Origin of the sequence: Sporosarcina gallistercoris (assembly GCF_014836415.1) — a bacterium.
Taxonomy (GTDB): domain Bacteria; phylum Bacillota; class Bacilli; order Bacillales_A; family Planococcaceae; genus Sporosarcina; species Sporosarcina gallistercoris.
The window spans coordinates 115,595-131,584 of sequence record NZ_JACSQY010000005.1 but is presented as its reverse complement, the minus strand read 5'-3'; the positions used below and the strand labels follow the sequence as shown (position 1 = coordinate 131,584).

Annotated in this window: 16 protein-coding genes; all 16 read left to right on the top strand. The window is 43.9% G+C overall.

All coding sequences use genetic code 11. The features are described from left to right. The first annotated feature begins 15 nt into the window (after window positions 1–15). The 16 genes from H9659_RS08650 to H9659_RS08575 all read left to right on the top strand — a co-directional run bounded on the left by H9659_RS08650 (window position 16) and on the right by H9659_RS08575 (window position 15,971). Window positions 16–1,728 (top strand): sensor domain-containing diguanylate cyclase, encoded by a 1,713-nt coding sequence (locus H9659_RS08650; RefSeq protein WP_191689543.1) that lies wholly within the window; start codon window positions 16–18, stop codon window positions 1,726–1,728. 25 nt (window positions 1,729–1,753) lie between these two features. Next, window positions 1,754–3,478, top strand: coding sequence for a GGDEF domain-containing protein (locus tag H9659_RS08645; protein WP_191689542.1), 1,725 nt, complete (start codon window positions 1,754–1,756; stop codon window positions 3,476–3,478). Window positions 3,479–3,615: 137 nt separating this feature from the next. Next, entirely contained in the window at window positions 3,616–4,047 is a 432-nt protein-coding gene (locus tag H9659_RS08640; RefSeq protein ID WP_191689541.1) for a PulJ/GspJ family protein, read from the top strand. 8 nt (window positions 4,048–4,055) lie between these two features. Next, the gene (locus H9659_RS08635; RefSeq protein WP_191689540.1) at window positions 4,056–4,541 is read left to right on the top strand and encodes a prepilin-type N-terminal cleavage/methylation domain-containing protein; all 486 of its coding nucleotides are present in this window, start codon (window positions 4,056–4,058) and stop codon (window positions 4,539–4,541) included. A 19-nt stretch (window positions 4,542–4,560) separates the two neighbouring features. Continuing rightward, window positions 4,561–5,796, top strand: a complete 1,236-nt coding sequence (locus H9659_RS08630; RefSeq protein WP_191689539.1) for a hypothetical protein — start codon at window positions 4,561–4,563, stop codon at window positions 5,794–5,796. Window positions 5,797–5,813: 17 nt separating this feature from the next. Next, the gene (locus tag H9659_RS08625; protein ID WP_191689538.1) at window positions 5,814–6,062 is read left to right on the top strand and encodes a hypothetical protein; all 249 of its coding nucleotides are present in this window, start codon (window positions 5,814–5,816) and stop codon (window positions 6,060–6,062) included. Between the two features lie 35 nt (window positions 6,063–6,097). After that, complete coding sequence (locus H9659_RS15665) at window positions 6,098–7,522, top strand: G5 domain-containing protein (RefSeq protein ID WP_191689537.1); 1,425 nt, start codon at window positions 6,098–6,100, stop codon at window positions 7,520–7,522. A 25-nt stretch (window positions 7,523–7,547) separates the two neighbouring features. Continuing rightward, entirely contained in the window at window positions 7,548–9,203 is a 1,656-nt protein-coding gene (locus H9659_RS08615) for a GspE/PulE family protein (RefSeq protein WP_191689536.1), read from the top strand. Window positions 9,204–9,218: 15 nt separating this feature from the next. Continuing rightward, window positions 9,219–10,256, top strand: a complete 1,038-nt coding sequence (locus H9659_RS08610; RefSeq protein ID WP_191689635.1) for a type IV pilus twitching motility protein PilT — start codon at window positions 9,219–9,221, stop codon at window positions 10,254–10,256. A gap of 2 nt (window positions 10,257–10,258) precedes the next feature. Then, window positions 10,259–11,470, top strand: coding sequence for a type II secretion system F family protein (locus tag H9659_RS08605; RefSeq protein ID WP_191689535.1), 1,212 nt, complete (start codon window positions 10,259–10,261; stop codon window positions 11,468–11,470). A gap of 120 nt (window positions 11,471–11,590) precedes the next feature. Further along, window positions 11,591–12,067, top strand: a complete 477-nt coding sequence (locus H9659_RS08600; protein WP_191689534.1) for a competence type IV pilus major pilin ComGC — start codon at window positions 11,591–11,593, stop codon at window positions 12,065–12,067. A gap of 29 nt (window positions 12,068–12,096) precedes the next feature. Beyond that, window positions 12,097–13,074, top strand: coding sequence for a type IV pilus biogenesis protein PilM (pilM, locus tag H9659_RS08595; protein ID WP_191689533.1), 978 nt, complete (start codon window positions 12,097–12,099; stop codon window positions 13,072–13,074). Further along, window positions 13,058–13,777, top strand: coding sequence for a hypothetical protein (locus tag H9659_RS08590; RefSeq protein ID WP_191689532.1), 720 nt, complete (start codon window positions 13,058–13,060; stop codon window positions 13,775–13,777). Before pilM ends, H9659_RS08590 begins: the two co-directional genes overlap by 17 nt. Continuing rightward, window positions 13,761–14,459 (top strand): hypothetical protein, encoded by a 699-nt coding sequence (locus H9659_RS08585; protein WP_191689531.1) that lies wholly within the window; start codon window positions 13,761–13,763, stop codon window positions 14,457–14,459. Before H9659_RS08590 ends, H9659_RS08585 begins: the two co-directional genes overlap by 17 nt. Further along, window positions 14,456–15,211: a prepilin peptidase gene (locus H9659_RS08580; protein ID WP_191689530.1), complete on the top strand. Its 756-nt coding sequence runs from the start codon at window positions 14,456–14,458 to the stop codon at window positions 15,209–15,211. Before H9659_RS08585 ends, H9659_RS08580 begins: the two co-directional genes overlap by 4 nt. Before the next feature lie 88 nt (window positions 15,212–15,299). Next, window positions 15,300–15,971 carry a hypothetical protein gene (locus H9659_RS08575; protein WP_191689529.1) on the top strand — a complete coding sequence of 224 codons (672 nt, stop codon included), beginning with the start codon at window positions 15,300–15,302 and terminating at the stop codon, window positions 15,969–15,971. Window positions 15,972–15,990 lie beyond the last annotated feature (19 nt).

The window sequence follows — 15,990 nt, the reverse complement described above, 5'->3', positions numbered from 1 at the left end:
GCGGGAACAGGAAGGATGAAGAAGATGAAGTTGAAAGGCCGGCAATTGATGCTTCTGTTCTTAACGTGGATAATTGTTGTGCCGACCGGCATCGTTTATCTTCTTCATACCCAGCCCGTGCCTACGGTGAATTGGTTATGGGTAGGACTTTCAGTTTTATTGGGATTTTTAAGTTTACACTATCCGATCATATATAATCGAAAACCTGTCTCGCTTTTTGTCTGGTTTACATTACCGATCTTTATTATGTACGGTTTAACGATTGAATTGATCATAACGCAAGTGATTATTGCGTTAGCGGTTTTTGCGCGTCTCAAAAAAGGGAATATCCTTTTTCGTTTCCTTTACAACTCGCTAGCCTATTTTATCCTATCAGTTTGTGCGGCTATCGCCTTTTTCTTAACAGGGGCAAAAACCGGGGAAATGGATATGGGTAAACTGGTTGTCAGTGTTGTCGTCTATCAAATCGTCTATTCATTTCTTTATGATTGGATTTCAAAGCTCTATGAAGTCCTGACTCATAGGAAAAGACGGGGTTCTGTAAAGGAAACATTGTTGCATTACTTCCGGATGATCATTGCAGTCCCGCTCGCATTATCTTTATATTTCGTTCTGATTCACTATGGTGCTATTGGATATCTGTTAGTGGGAATCCCATTCTTTTTCATGACAATCTTATTGAGAATCAACCGGAAGACAGATGACTTGAATGCCTATATTCAAGCTGCAGGAAAGATCGGACAGCAACTTGCTAAAATGACAACTGAAGAAGCAGTTGTGCAAGAATTCATGACGAAAACGACGGCATTATTTAAAGCGGAGTATGTGTACTTGTTCAAGCACTATGATGGATGGTTGGAACCTACCCATTTTTATGTGGAAGCAAGGAAAGTCGACGTACCTCAAGTTCGCTTAGAGAACGGGGAGGGGATTGCTGGTAAGGTCCTATCCAATAAAAACAGATTTCTGTATTCTAGAAGGGAACAATGGATTGAACGGTCGATGACTACTGTCCCAGCAGATCTTGAAAGCTTATTATGCGTCCCGTTAATACGCCATCAAGAAATTGTTGGAGCGTTGGTACTGGGAAGTAAAAAGAGAGACGGATTCAAAGAGTTTCACTTAAATGTATTGGACCTTCTCAGTTCTTACTTTATCGTAGCGGTTGAGAAAGCGAGATATATAGAACGAGCAGAGCAGCAAAGTAACCGCTGTGCGTTAACTGGGCTATATAATTATCGTTTTTTAGAACAGCACTTGAAACATGAAATGGCATTGATTCATAAAGGTGTCCACCAACACGTTGCTGTTGTTATGCTGGATATTGATCACTTCAAAAAAGTGAATGATACGTACGGTCACGAATGTGGCAATCTTATATTGAAACAATTTGCACATCTTCTGCAAAACGAATGTCCTGAAAACGGAATCGTTGCTAGATATGGAGGCGAAGAATTCGTCTATATTCTGCCTGGATATTCAGCGGCTACAGCACTCGGGTTTGCAGAAGAGTTACGGAGTGTAATCGAGCAGACAAACATGCGGATCGAGAATGATTTGTCGGGTCCAATGAGTAAAGAACAACTTCAAATCACTGCAAGTATAGGTGTATCAGCCGCGCCTGAAGACACAGATGAAGCGATGACGCTTCTCCGGAATGCAGATCGAGCATTGTATATTGGAGCGAAACAGGCTGGCCGGAATCGAGTAGGCGGCTATGTGAAGTAAAGTATTCCAGAACGGAGGATACAGAATGCTCAACAATCCACATAAGCAGTGGATAGCTTTGTTACTGTGGCTATTAGTAGTACCGACCTCATTGTATGTCATTTACGTGAAGTTTCCTTTTAAAGAAATTGATATGTGGTTTTTAATACTGAATTTCATCATGTTAGTCGTCGCAATGAGTGTGTCGTTTCAAATATTTTCAATTAGTATTTCGCTTGAACGCTGGATTATTTTTGTGATCTTTTTTCAGTACGGCCTTTTTGCGGAAATGGTATTCATGCAACTTGCACTCATAATTCTACAATTTGTGCGAAAATCTAGTCTGCCGGCATTCTATCGCTTCACCACGAACTCGTTAATGTTTGCAATCGTGTCAATTACTAGTGCGTTCTGTTTCCATTATGCTGGCGGAAGTATCTCGGAAATGCCACCTTGGGCTTTTCTTGCAGCCGCCGCGGTCTACGCAATATCGTATTCTCTTATAAATAGCTTGATACTATACTGTATCATGAAAATCGAAAGAACTTCTTTTGATGATTTTAAGCAAGTCGCGCTGTGGGACTTTGCGATAACAATGGTAGTTCTTCCTCTAGCGGTCGCATATAGTCTGTTAACTTACAAATTAGGTGTATTCTCCGTGATGTTGCTTGGAGTCCCCTTCCTCCTTATTCTACTGATTATCCGCAAGTATGCGTTTTCAGGAGAGTTCAACAAGAAGCTATCTTCTGCTGTCGATATAGGCCACGAGTTAACCGAGAGTCTTAGCACGCATGAAGTCATAGAAGTTTTCACGAAAAAAATTCGCGGTGTCGTAAATTATGATCAAGCTTATATTCTCGATATTTACAAGGAAACAGAATTTCACTTGTTAGCATGTTCAGAGGCAGGTAATTTTTCAAAGGAAGCGGAGTTTTTCACCTTTAAAAATGAAGCGATACCTTTGTTATCCCCCAACAAAATAAATGTATATAGTTCACATAAAGAGATTGAAAAGCTGGAACATCTCCAGTTCAGCAGTGCTGTGCAAAGTGTTATGGTCGCACCGATTATTCGGGCAGGAAAACTTGAAGCCTATCTGATCATGACGTCTTTCCGAAGAAACTTCTTTGAAGAAATAGATAAGAAAATGGTCGATTTGTTAACGGGATATTTTGAAACCTCTGTCATGAAGGCATTTCATTACGAACTTACGATTGAAAAAAGTGAAAAATGCGGCTTGACGAAACTGTACAATTTCCGGTACTTGACGAAGAAGTTGAGTGAGGAGCTCAGTCGATTCCATGAACAGGAGATTTCAAGTGTATCCGCCATCATTTTAGATATCGATCATTTCAAATCCATCAATGACAACTATGGACATCAAAGCGGAAATGACATCCTCTGTTCGTTTGCTCAAATTCTTAAAAAATACGAGACGGATGGCAGGACGCTGGCCCGTTACGGCGGTGAGGAATTTGTTTTGTTGCTCCCGGATTTCACGAAAAAGGAAGCGGTTACACTTGCGGAACGCATTCGCCTTGAAGTGGAGCAGCATACGTTTATGATCAAACCGGACTTGACGGATAATATCGAATCCATTGGTGTCAACCTCACCGTCAGTCTAGGTGTCTCCTCGATTCCGGAGGACACGAAATCGGATAATAGTTTATTACGGAATGCTGACCGAGCCCTCTATATAGGAGGGAAGCAGGCGGGACGGAACCGTGTAGGTGTTTATGAAGGAGAACAACCAGAAACGATTGAGATTTGAATGAGATAAGGTTTCACTCAAAAGACTGCGCCCGCAGTCTTTTTTTGTAACAATTATACGCAGAACCCTATTGAACTCAAAGGCTCACTCCGTTATGCTAGAGATAGGCAAAAGGAACGAAATGAGGTGCGGGAAAAGTGATGAAACGTAAAACTACTGAAGAGTCTGGACTGACTTTAGTTGAAATTCTCGCGTCACTTGTGATATTAGGCATAGTTTTCGTCGCTTTTATGACGATTTTCCCTCAAATGACACTTTTCAATAATAGAACCGAGACGAAGTTGGAGACGATGAATGAAGCTCGGGTAATTTTGGAGGAGTACAAAAGTTATTCTATCGATTTTAGTGAATTACAAGGTGTCAGTTGTACTGATGATAGTCTATGGTTATGCACTGAAGATACAGCTTATCCGGATGCAATTATTCGAATAAAGAAGGAAGCAGAACCGCCTATGAATACAATTTCAAATCCCATGCCGGGCGTTGTTAAATTACACAGAATCCATATAAAAATGATGAAGAATAATCAGCTTATAAGTGAATCATTCGGATATGTGAAAGCGAAGTGATGAGTAGAATGAAAAACCTGCTGAGGACTGATCAAAAAGGAATAACTCTTGTAGAACTTTTATCGGTTCTTGTTCTAATCTCACTAGTGACAGGTATTATATGGACTACTCTCAATATTAGCGTCAAGCATAATGTAGTAGAAACTACTAAACTGAAATTGCAGCAAGAGGCGAACGCAGTAATTACTAAATTACAATATGAACATAGGAGGAATGATTGTTATCGCCTCATTACTTCTAAAAATGAAATAATCATTCAAGGATGTGAAGACGTCCCTTCATTTAAAAGCATTATTGCGCAAGACTACTTTTATGAAGCAAGTGAATTTGAGGATAGTTTGTCTAGTGATGATACTTATAAATCGCAAATAGATGTTAGAGTTGAACCCAAGAAGAGCAACCTTGATAACTTGTATTTAAAAATAAGAGATAAAAATAATCCTAAACTGTCTGTGACAATCCAAACTAGCATTACTCGATATCAAAATAAATGATACTAAGGAGGTTTTCGTAGTGGTTAAAAAAAATGAGCAAGGTTACGCCCTTCTTACCGTGCTTTTATTAATCACTCTAATCACAATTGTCTCCGCTGTCTTCCTTAGTAGTAGCATTAGTAATGCAAAGCAGGAAAAAACTATTGATAACAATCAATTGAAAGTTGTTGTAGCTGAAGCTGGGTTGGATTATACAAAGGTTCAGTTTCTAAATGAGTTTTATAGAAAAAAACCCGAACTTGAACGCCAGGCTGAAAAAATGATTACGGATTTTAAAAATAGTAATACAACAAGTAAAACACCGGAAAACTTTTCAAAGATGTATAAAAACGTTCGAGAAAAAACAGCTGTGGCTCTTATTGCATATTTAAAAGAAGTGAATGTGTCTACCATAGGGAGTTCAACCTTTGATCATAATGGGAACTTTTACTACGATCTTGACAGAAACTTAAAAAAAACAGATGACTATGTATCTTTGGTTTGGACTAATAATGATAATGTCGCAATCGGCTTACGGAAAGATGGATATACGGTTGAAGTGTCTGGTGCTATTTTAGGGAAGATGAAAGGTGATCAAAAAAACGTTCGGCTTGTATACGAGCAAACGTTTACTATCCCATCTTTTGATCCTTCTAATTCACCAGTACCTCCTAATAATGGAAACGGGAGTTTGCCTATAAACATTAATAATCTATATCCGCTACCAGAGCCTGCTAAGATTTGTGCATCACAGAGAATTGATAATGAAATATGTGTTCATTATGGTGTCGATAATATAAAAGAGATGAAAATCTCGACTGTTTATTTTCCGAATGGCTTCGATAATGAGAAAAAAGGAAATACAGCGGCGAACAATTCTACATTTTTTGTCAAAAAGTTTTTAATGTTGAAAAACTTCAACAATAATGAAAAACTTCAAATGTATATTGATGGCACACTCAAAGTTTTGAACAATTTTAAAGTCAACGACTCATTAATAGTAGTCAATGGCGACGCTCAAATAGATAATAATTTAGAAATAAAGCAAGGTAGCAAAGTGTGCATTGCAGGGAACTTAAATGCAGGGAAAATTAAATTTGGAGATTCAGGTCATCTGTATTTACTTGACATTCCATCGAATAATAAGTTCAATGGTTCAAATATTACTAAGCTAAGTAGTAAATCAGAAGTTTTAAAGCAATGTCTTAATAATAGTGTGGATACAAGTTTTACAGTTAACTGGCTTGAACCAGTAATAGATGTAATATATAAATAATTTCGAGGAGGTTCATCTTGGCACCTTTTTTATTTTTAATTGCTGTCTCATTAACTGTTTATGTTATCTCTTATTTGCTGATACGGCTAAAAAGACTACCAATCATCGCTAATTGGATCGTCCTACTCGGTACATCAACAGCATTCCTAGCAATGCTAGTGTCACAAACGATGTCATTATGGTACGCCTTGCTTGTCATCCTTGGGTTATCCTTCGCGACAGCAGTCTTGCTTTCGAAGCAACAGGAAGCGAAAACGCATAATTGACCGTAATAAGAATTTTGAGGGGAGGCGTCTAGTACGTGGGTAATCGAACAGTCATCACATATTTTTTAAGCATTATGGGCGCTTCTTTACTGTTTTTTGGAATTGCGTCTGCTGGGTCGTTTGCTGCGGAAACCCTAATCTTCGGCAAACGGTTTGGAGACCATACATACGCAGGACCGTTTAACCTTTCGAAGCAGACGGATAAGGAAGCGGAAATTAAATTGACATCTGATTTGCTAGGGATGCAGGATAAACTGCAGGTGGATTTACTCTACCAAGATGCAACCATTCCATTGCCTGTAGAGCTGGTCGAATATAATCCTTCTGCAACGATTGAAAAAGCTAAATCCGAAGCAGAGAATTCATTGATCGCGACGGTTTCTGAAGATGGGCTTCGCACGTTGTTACAGCAGCAATTGCCTATGCTTGCATTCAATGAGTCGGAACTTCAATCGATCGCCAATGGAATTAGCGAGAAACTGGAATCAGGAATCATGCCGCAATCCATTATATTGACCGATTATCTTGAATCGACACAGACACCTACTGTAATTGCTTCGGCTTCCACTGAGGTTGACGGTTTGACAGCTCCGATGCTCGATTTGCTCAGTGAGTTGGATGGAAGTGAAATGGAACCGAAAACACCATTTTCACTTCTTGAATTCATTGAGAATACACAGCCTGGATTATTGGATGAAGAGGAACTCACGGTTCTTGCTTCTACCCTATACCGTGCTTCGTTACAGACGAACTTCTGGATTGAAGATCGTACAATCCGTCATGAACTGACCCAAGGGATTGAACCTGGATTCGAAGCGGCCATAAATGCACAGCTTGGTCTCGATTATGTAATGACAAATCCGAATTACACCTCTTATACAGTGCATGCAAATTGGGAAAGTGGATCCCTGAACATTTCCATCGAAGGAATGCCACTTCGTTATGAATACAAGCCATACGTCGCAGAAACGCACAAATTCGAACCGAAAACTGTCGTTCAATATAGTGAGGACCTATCCCGAGGACAAGTTCGTGTTGCAGAGCCGGGCAAAGATGGTTTCGAAGTGATTGTGCAGCGTAAAATCATGGAAGACGGCACTCTGCTAACTACTGAATCTGTATCGGAAGATTTTTATCCGCCGGTTTCCCGCGTCGAACAGCTACCTTTAGTTGAAGCAGAGACGGACTTGGGAAATGAGTCTCGGACCGATTCTTCTGAAAACAACGGCACGGGGAATGATTCTGATTCCGCCACGGGCAACGGCGATTCGAGTTCGGGAAATGATTCGACTTCGAACCAGGGTTCAACTGGAGGCTCATCCAATGGAGAGAAACCTTCAGGAAGCAACGAACCATCTGGAAATCCTGGTGATCCTGCAGAACAGGATGATGGGAAACCTATGGCGAAGCCTGGAGAAGAAGGATATCAATACGATAAAGGCGGTAATTTGATCAAGTAACACCCGGGTTGGAGGGGGATTTATAATGGCGGCACCACGAAAACGGTTAGGGGATTTACTTGTTGAGTCAGGACTGATTACAGATGTTCAGCTCGACATGGCATTGGCGGAAAAGCCTCGAGACCAACGACTTGGCGATGCCTTGCTTGGGCGAGGATACATTACAGAACAACAACTCATCGAAGTATTGGAATTCCAACTCGGGATTCCTCATATCAATTTGTTCAGGTATCCGTTCGATCCGAAACTGTTCAATATTGTACCTAAGGAATTTGCGAAACGTAACTTGCTGGTTCCGTTGAAAGCGGATGGCGATCGGTTGTTTGTTGCAATGAGCGACCCGATGGACTATTTGACAATCGAAGATCTGCGCTTATCAACGGGGTTCCATATTGAAACGGCAATTGCTTCAAAAGACGATATACTTCGAACGATTTCCAAGTATTACGAAGACGAATCGTTCGAAGATATTTTCATTGATCAGCCTGAAGAAACGAAGCAGCAAGAAGAACTGACAGATCTCGATTCCCCTATCGTTCGCTTGGTGAATCAGTTAATGGTCTCTGCAGTCGCTCAAAAAGCGAGTGATATCCATTTGGATCCCCAGGAAAATGAGCTCGTGATCCGCTACCGGTTAGATGGGATGCTGAAAACGGAGCGTGTTCTTCCTAAGCACATGCAGGGCATGCTTACCGCTCGCATTAAGATTCTTGCTAATTTAGATATAACCGAACAGCGCTTACCTCAAGATGGGCGTATTAAGACAACAATCGATTTCCGTCCAATCGATTTGCGGGTATCGACTTTACCTACTATTTTCGGGGAAAAGATCGTCATGCGGATTTTGGATTTGAGCAGTTCGTTGAGTGATTTGAAGAAACTCGGATTCAATGCGCTGAATTTAGAACGGTTTTTAGCGGAAATCAATCGGCCGAACGGCATCGTACTCATATCTGGTCCAACGGGATCTGGTAAGTCGTCGACGTTATATGCGGCACTGAACAAATTGAATCGCGAAGAAGTCAATATCATTACCGTTGAAGACCCCGTCGAGTACCAGCTTTCAGGTGTCAACCAAATCCAGGTCAATCAAAACGTAGGGTTGACCTTTGCAACGGGTCTACGGTCGATCTTGCGACAAGATCCTGACATCGTGATGGTCGGAGAGATCCGAGATCGGGATACGGTCGAAATTGCCATTCGTGCTTCTCTGACTGGACATTTAGTACTCAGTACTATCCACACGAACGATTCTATTGCATCCATCACTCGATTGCTCGATATGGGTGTCGAACCGTTTCTAGTTACAGCGTCACTCAACGCAGTCGTTGCGCAACGTCTTATTCGGAAAGTATGTAGGGACTGCGGCAAAAAAATGCCAGCATCTGTACGTGAGCAGGAGATTTTTGCGAAACGCGGTATGACGATAGAGGAAATCAATCGCGGGTCAGGATGTGCAGCTTGTAACATGACGGGTTATCGAGGGCGTGTTGCGATTCACGAAGTGTTGCTGATCGACGACGCGATGCGGGAATTGATCAACAGCAACGCGACTCCCGCTAAAATGCGAGAAGCCGCAGTTAACAGTGGAACGATCTTTTTGATCGATGATGGACTGGATAAAGTGAAGCAAGGATTGACAACGACGGAAGAAGTGCTTCGCGTTGCGTTGCCTGAATAAGGAGGGGATATCGTGATGAAACAACAGATCGATGAATTATTGACGAAGGCGGTTGAACTTCATGCTTCTGACATTCACATGACGATAGACTCTCCGCCAGTCTTTCGTATTAATGGAGATTTGAAACGGTTCGGTAGTGAACTGATAGATGAACGGTTCACGATGGGAGTTGCTCAAGCAACGGTCCCTGATAAATTATTTACCGCGTTTAAGGAACAAGGGCAGATTGACTATTCTTATGAGGTGCCGAACGTAGCGCGTTTCCGTGTCAATGCCTTTCAACAACGAGGTGTAACTTCTCTAGCGTTTCGTACGATTCCAACAGACATACCGACAATCGATTCCTTACAGATGCCCGGTATTCTGAAAACATTAGCAGAAACCAAGCAAGGACTCATCCTTGTGACCGGACCGACGGGATCAGGTAAATCCACAACGCTAGCATCGATGATCGATTACTTGAATCAGACGTCACGAAAACATATTCTGACGCTCGAAGATCCGATTGAGTACATGCACAGTCATGGGTCAAGCATTGTGGATCAACGGGAAGTCGGCTTTGATACGGATTCGTTTGCAGACGGATTACGTGCTGCATTACGCCAGGATCCGGATGTCATTCTTGTAGGTGAAATGCGTGATTTAGAGACGATCTCCACTGCGATTACAGCTGCTGAAACCGGACATCTGGTTCTCGCAACACTTCACACATGGAGTGCCGCATCGACAATCGACCGCATAATCGATGTGTTCCCGCATGGTCAACAGGCTCAAATACGTGTCCAGCTCGCTGGTGTATTGACTGCGGTGTTATCACAAAGGCTATTGCCCACTAAAGACCGCTCAGGAAGACGTGCAGCGACGGAGCTGATGATTAAAAATGCAGCAGTCGCAAACTTGATCCGTTCGGAAAAGGTCCATCAGATCCCGAATGTCATTCAAACAAATCGTGCAGCAGGGATGCATATGATGAGCGCATCTGTTAAAGAGTTATTGGATGGCGGAGTGATCAGTTATGATACCGCTGAGCCATACTTGCAGGAGGAATCGTAATCGTGGCGCGTTTTAAATATGATGGACGAGACGCAAAAACAGTCCGTTCAGGTGTTGTCGTTGCCGATAACAAAAGAGATGCAGCGTTGAAACTGAAACGCGAAGGAATCCGTGTCAAAAATTTAACTGAACAGGCGGAAACGACACTCACTAAAGACATCCAAATCGGTAAGCCGGTAAAACGCCAGCATTTCATCATGTTTTTAAGACAGTTTTCCACACTGCTCCGTGCAGGGGTGACTATCGTCGAGGCGATTCGGATCCTAGCACTGCAAGTGGAAGGAAAGCAGTTCAAAAAGATTTTGACTGAAGTGAATGAAGACTTACGGACTGGTGGCGCATTATCCGATTCATTTGCAAAGCACCCGAAAGCGTTCGAACCGCTCGTCGTCAATATGATCAAAGCGGGTGAGCTGTCAGGTACGTTGGATGATGCATTGGATAGATTGGCAATCCATTATGAAAAAGCGTACAAAACGCGTCAAAAAGTGTTGTCTGCGCTATCATATCCAATAGTTGTAGGAATCGTAGCGGTCGGAGTCGTCATTTTCTTGCTGACATTCGTCGTTCCGATGTTTGTGGATCTGTTCGCAAGCGTGGGAGGGGAATTACCGTTATTGACCCGTTTCGTCATGTCAGCAAGTGAGTTTGCGCTTTCTTATTGGTATGTCATTGTTATGACCGTTGCGGCAATCTCAATTGCATTCTATCTGATCCGAAATAATCCTGCAGGTAAAATGATGCTGGATACGTTGTTGCTGCGATTGCCGATTTTCGGAGACATCGTGAAGAAATCCGTGCTTGCAACGCTGACTCGGACTTTGAGTTCGCTGTTCTCGAGTTCTGTTCCAATTTTGCAATCAATCGCGATGACCGAAAAAGTCATCGACAACTCCGTTGTACGGAAAGTGCTTGTAAAGTCACGGGAATCGCTGGAACGAGGCGGCTCGCTCACTGAACCGATGGAAGGGCACTGGGCATTTCCACCACTCATCCCTCATATGATTGCCATCGGAGAGCAGACTGGGTCTTTGGATTCAATGCTTGCGAAAGTTGCGGATTTTTACGAAAGTGAAGTCGATGCGTCCACTGAACGATTGAAAGCGCTCATAGAGCCGATCATGATTGTTCTGTTAGCGGGGTTAGTAGGGACTATTGTCCTTGCAATTTTATTGCCGATGTTCAGCCTGTTTAACGAGATAGATAATTTGTAACACGTGAAACTAAATGTACATTTAAATTTCATAAATTAGTAGAATAATAGTTCCTCATGACCGGAACTTTTGGTATACTGACAGTAAGAACGAAAGCACGTACACTGAGGAGGAGAACAAATGAAGAAGTTTTTACAGAAAAAGTTGAAAAATGAAAAAGGGCTGACGCTCGTCGAGCTACTTGCGGTCATTGTTATTTTGGGGATTATTGCAGCGATTGCTGTGCCGTCGATTGGTGGAATTATTGAGAATACTCGAGTGAAGGCTGTAAAGGCAGATGCTCAAACAGCCATTGCTGCAGGAAGTCTTTATTTTGCTGAGAATGCAGACACGAAAGATATCACAGACTCTGTAACTGTATCTGAATTAGTGTCTTCAGGGTATCTTGCGGATAAAGCAAGTTTAGATGACACTTCAACTGTAACTAAATCTAAACTTAATACAGATGGAACAACGGGTAACAAAACTACTAGTGCAGCGTACTTTGATGGGGAAGGTACTTATAGCGGAACTAAGAAAGTGAAATTCGAAAAAGTCACAAGTAAAGAAATTACTGAAAGCGGAAAAGCAACAACTGTTAAAGGAACCGCAAAATAATTTTAGATTTCATATTAAGGAGCCAACCCATGCCATTCCCATTCTCCCGCCCAAAGCGGCCCATCTCACTTACAATTGAAGAAGACGCCGTCCGCTACGTGAAGCTGAAAGCGGGAGATCCATTAACCGTGGAAGAAGCGGTGGAAATCCCGCTTCCGCCCAACACCGTCCATGACGGTCGGGTGGTGGATTCAGCCGGGTTGGCGACTGTGCTCGACGGGCTTGCGAAGGAATGGGGCATTGCGAAACGCAGTGTCCAGTTCCTTGCGCCCGATACATATGTCATGATCCGGAAAGTGCCGTACCCGGAAGACGTGATGGAAGATGAACTAAAAGGGCACTTTTTCATAGAAATCGGGTCGTCGATCTACTTGCCGTTCGATGATCCGGTTTTTGACGTTGTGCCCTACTACCCGAACAAGAACGCACACGAAGCGATTTTGATCGCTTCCAAGGAAAGTGTGCTCATTGGATATGAGACCGCGTTAACGGAGGCGAAATTGGTACCTGTCGTCGCGGATATTGCGCCGCTCGCGCTTTATCGATTGGCGCATGAAAAACATCAGTTCACAGGGGACGAGCATGTGCTTTTAGCTGATCTTACCGCAGGAAAGCTCGTCGTATCGATTTTCCACCAACACTACCCGCAGTTCATGCGTCCGGTCGATTTGGAGAATGCCACGGAACTCGATGTGTCGGCAACTGGGTTATCGATGGATTCCACTGGATTATCCCCGCGAGCGATTGTGCAGGAACTTGAAAAACTCGTGAATTTCTATCGCTATAACATGTGGAATGGCAGTGCGACGATTACGCATCTCCTCTTTAATGGGGAGTATGCGGAGATGGATAAGTTATTAATTCAAGTATCTGAACGTTTGAATGTGGTGGCTGGCCCATTATTGCCGGAGCCTCTGACATTTACTGATGGCGGGATAGTCCCTGCGTCGTTCAATCGGACGATCGGATTGGCGCTGAAAGAGGTGCACCATGCTAGTCGACATTAACCTATTGCCGGAAAAGGAGAAGGAGCGCTCCGGCCTCCTCTACGTTGCGCTTGCGTTTATCGGCGCAGCGCTTCTTTTCTGGCTGATTTTCTTTTTGCTTACACGGAGTGTGGTCTCGGATACGGAGCGTTTGGACAACCAATTGATGACACTTCAGGTCACTCAATCTGAGCTGACCGGCCGGTTGGATCGCTCGGATACGGCCCAATCGCTTGATCAGCTTGCTGCGAGTGTGCAGTGGGTGGAAGACTATCGTTATGAAACAGCTCCGCTGCTGGAAGACTTGGTCGCACAACTTCCGCGACGCGGTTTTTTCCGTTCGTTTGCATTTGCGGCACCTCACCAAGCGACAGTGGAAATCCAGTTCGATGATAAGACGGAAGCGGCTTACTTCTTAACTCGCATGTTGTCATCCGAATTGGTGGAGTCTGCATCCATCGAATCGATTGAAGCGGAAGAAATTGATCAGGAAGAGGGTGTCGTGAGTAACTGGTTACCCCGTTATCTTGCGACCTATACTATTTTCTTTACAGATGGACGCCAAGTGATTGATGGAGCGGCTCCTCCACTCCCTGAGGATACCGTGGAAAACAATGAATCTACTGAACCATCAGCTGAAGAAACCGTTCCGCCGGCAGATACTGCGGATGACAATGAAGCTACTGTTCCGGAAGAGGAGGGGTCCGATGCGGAGTCTAACTAAACGCCAGAAAGACATCGCTCTTCTAGTTCTGGCGGTCATATTTTTCGCATTGCTCGTCAGTTATAGCTGGTTCCAGCTCTATGCGCCTGCAAAAGAAGAAAATGAGAGAGTCATTACGTCCCTAGCTGACCAACGGGAAGTGCTGTTCGAATTGCAGCGGCAAGTAGCATCGAAACCCGTGGAACAGTCCACCAGTTCACGCCCGTTGCAACGGAAAGTGCCTGTTCTGCCACTTGAGGACCTGTTGCTCGTCCAACTTGAAAAAGCGGAAGTGAAGTCGAACGCGTTAATAAATAATGTGACGTTTACTCAAGTTGAACTAAGTGATGCACCTACAGAAACTACTGAACAAATTGATTCCGGTACGGAAGATCCTGCCCTTGCTCTTAAACGTTTGACCGTCGAAGTCGAGCTCACAGCCACTACGTATGAGCAGATGGATCGTTTCATCCGTGAAGTGGAAGCGATGGAGCGTATTTTTGTCGTACAATCCATCGAACTCGATACGCCGGAAGAGATTCGGGACGCTAGTGCTGAAAAAGAGCCGCTCGAACTTATGGTTTCGTTCGAGGCATTCTACCGTCCTGGGCTTCCGGAGCTCTTACCTGAACTGCCGAAATTGGATGCGCCGACACCAGCGGGGAAAGAGGATCCGACAACGCGTGCAGGTGAAGACGAATGACGGTTGTCTGGACAAGCTTTTTCTTCGTGTATGGGCTAGTATTCGGATCGTTTTTCAATGTCGTAGGATTACGCGTGCCGAAAAAAGAATCGATTGTCTCACCGCCTTCGCATTGCACGATTTGCAATCGCCGTCTGACTGTGATCGATTTGGTCCCTATAGTTTCATTCGTATTTCTACGGGGGAAATGCCGTGGATGCGGAACGAAAATCAGTCCGATTTACCCGTTGATGGAACTCGTTACTGGAGTTCTATTTGCCTTTTCGTTCTATTCTTTAGGGTTTTCTGTTGAACTTGCAGTGGCATTGCTTTTCATTTCCATGCTCGTGATCATTACGGTTTCAGATATCGCGTATATGCTGATTCCGAATAGAATCTTGCTGCCATTTGGAGTTGCAATTGCGCTGCTGCGCCTGGTTAGTCCGCTTAACCCGTGGTGGGATAGCATTCTAGGAGCAGCGGTCGGGTTCTTGGTGCTCTTGCTGATCGCCATCGTGTCGAAAGGCGGTATGGGAGGTGGCGACATTAAGCTGTTTTTCGTCATCGGCCTAGTGCTTGGAACCAAGCTCACGTTGTTTACGCTGTTTCTCGCGGCTCTGGTCGGTTCAATCGTAGGTATCATCCACCTCCGACGTACGCGTCAAGGTCGTAAAACGCCTGTACCTTTTGGACCTTCCATCGCAGTGGCGGCGGTCATCAGTTATTTTTACGGAAACGCACTTGTCGGATGGTATCTGACGCTGTTTACTTAAGTCGAACAATTTTCCAGAACAAGACGACACGAGTCTTGTTCTTTTTCATGCCCGTTTTGGTACGGTTAATGAAACTGGGGGGATTGTTATGAACTTCAAGAAAAAGTATTCGAAAATGACAATTATGCTCGCGCTCGGACAAGGCGTGTTGTTAGGGATTGCGGCAGTCGCGATTGTCGGATTCATCCTGCTGAAAACAGAGAAACCGGAAAGTGCTGCGTCGCCTGACGTAAACGTGCCCGCGAGTGGACCGGCATCCGGCCAAGCAGGTGGTAAAAAAGATGAAGCGAAGTCGGAAAAAGCTGCTGCAGGAGCTCCCATTTCCATGTATGCGAAACAGCATGGGGTTTTTTCGTCAAAGACATCCGCAACGACTTTCATAGCGGATGAAAACTTGCCAAAAGCCGCAGCGGTCCATGCTGACGGTCAATTTTATGTGTGGAGTGCGTTAGGGCTTTCTGAAAAAGATGCAGATCCCGCTGGCGAAGAAGGGGTATTCCGTAAACAAGTGACTGTTTCTCCGCTCGCCTGCGACAGTGGAGAAGGTGAATTATTGAGGAATGTGCTTGGTGCCTCGCAAATTTCTGAAATTCAGGATTTGGTCGCTTCACGGAAACAGACTGCAGGCGAAGGGAAAAAAGATGCGTTCGCGAGCAATATTGCCGCTATCACTGCATTTACAGATGATCTGAATATCATTAAAATGCATGTGTTAGCCCATTATTCGGAAACGGGTGAGTGTGTCAAACTTGATTTTTGATAGCTGAAAACGTGTCAAA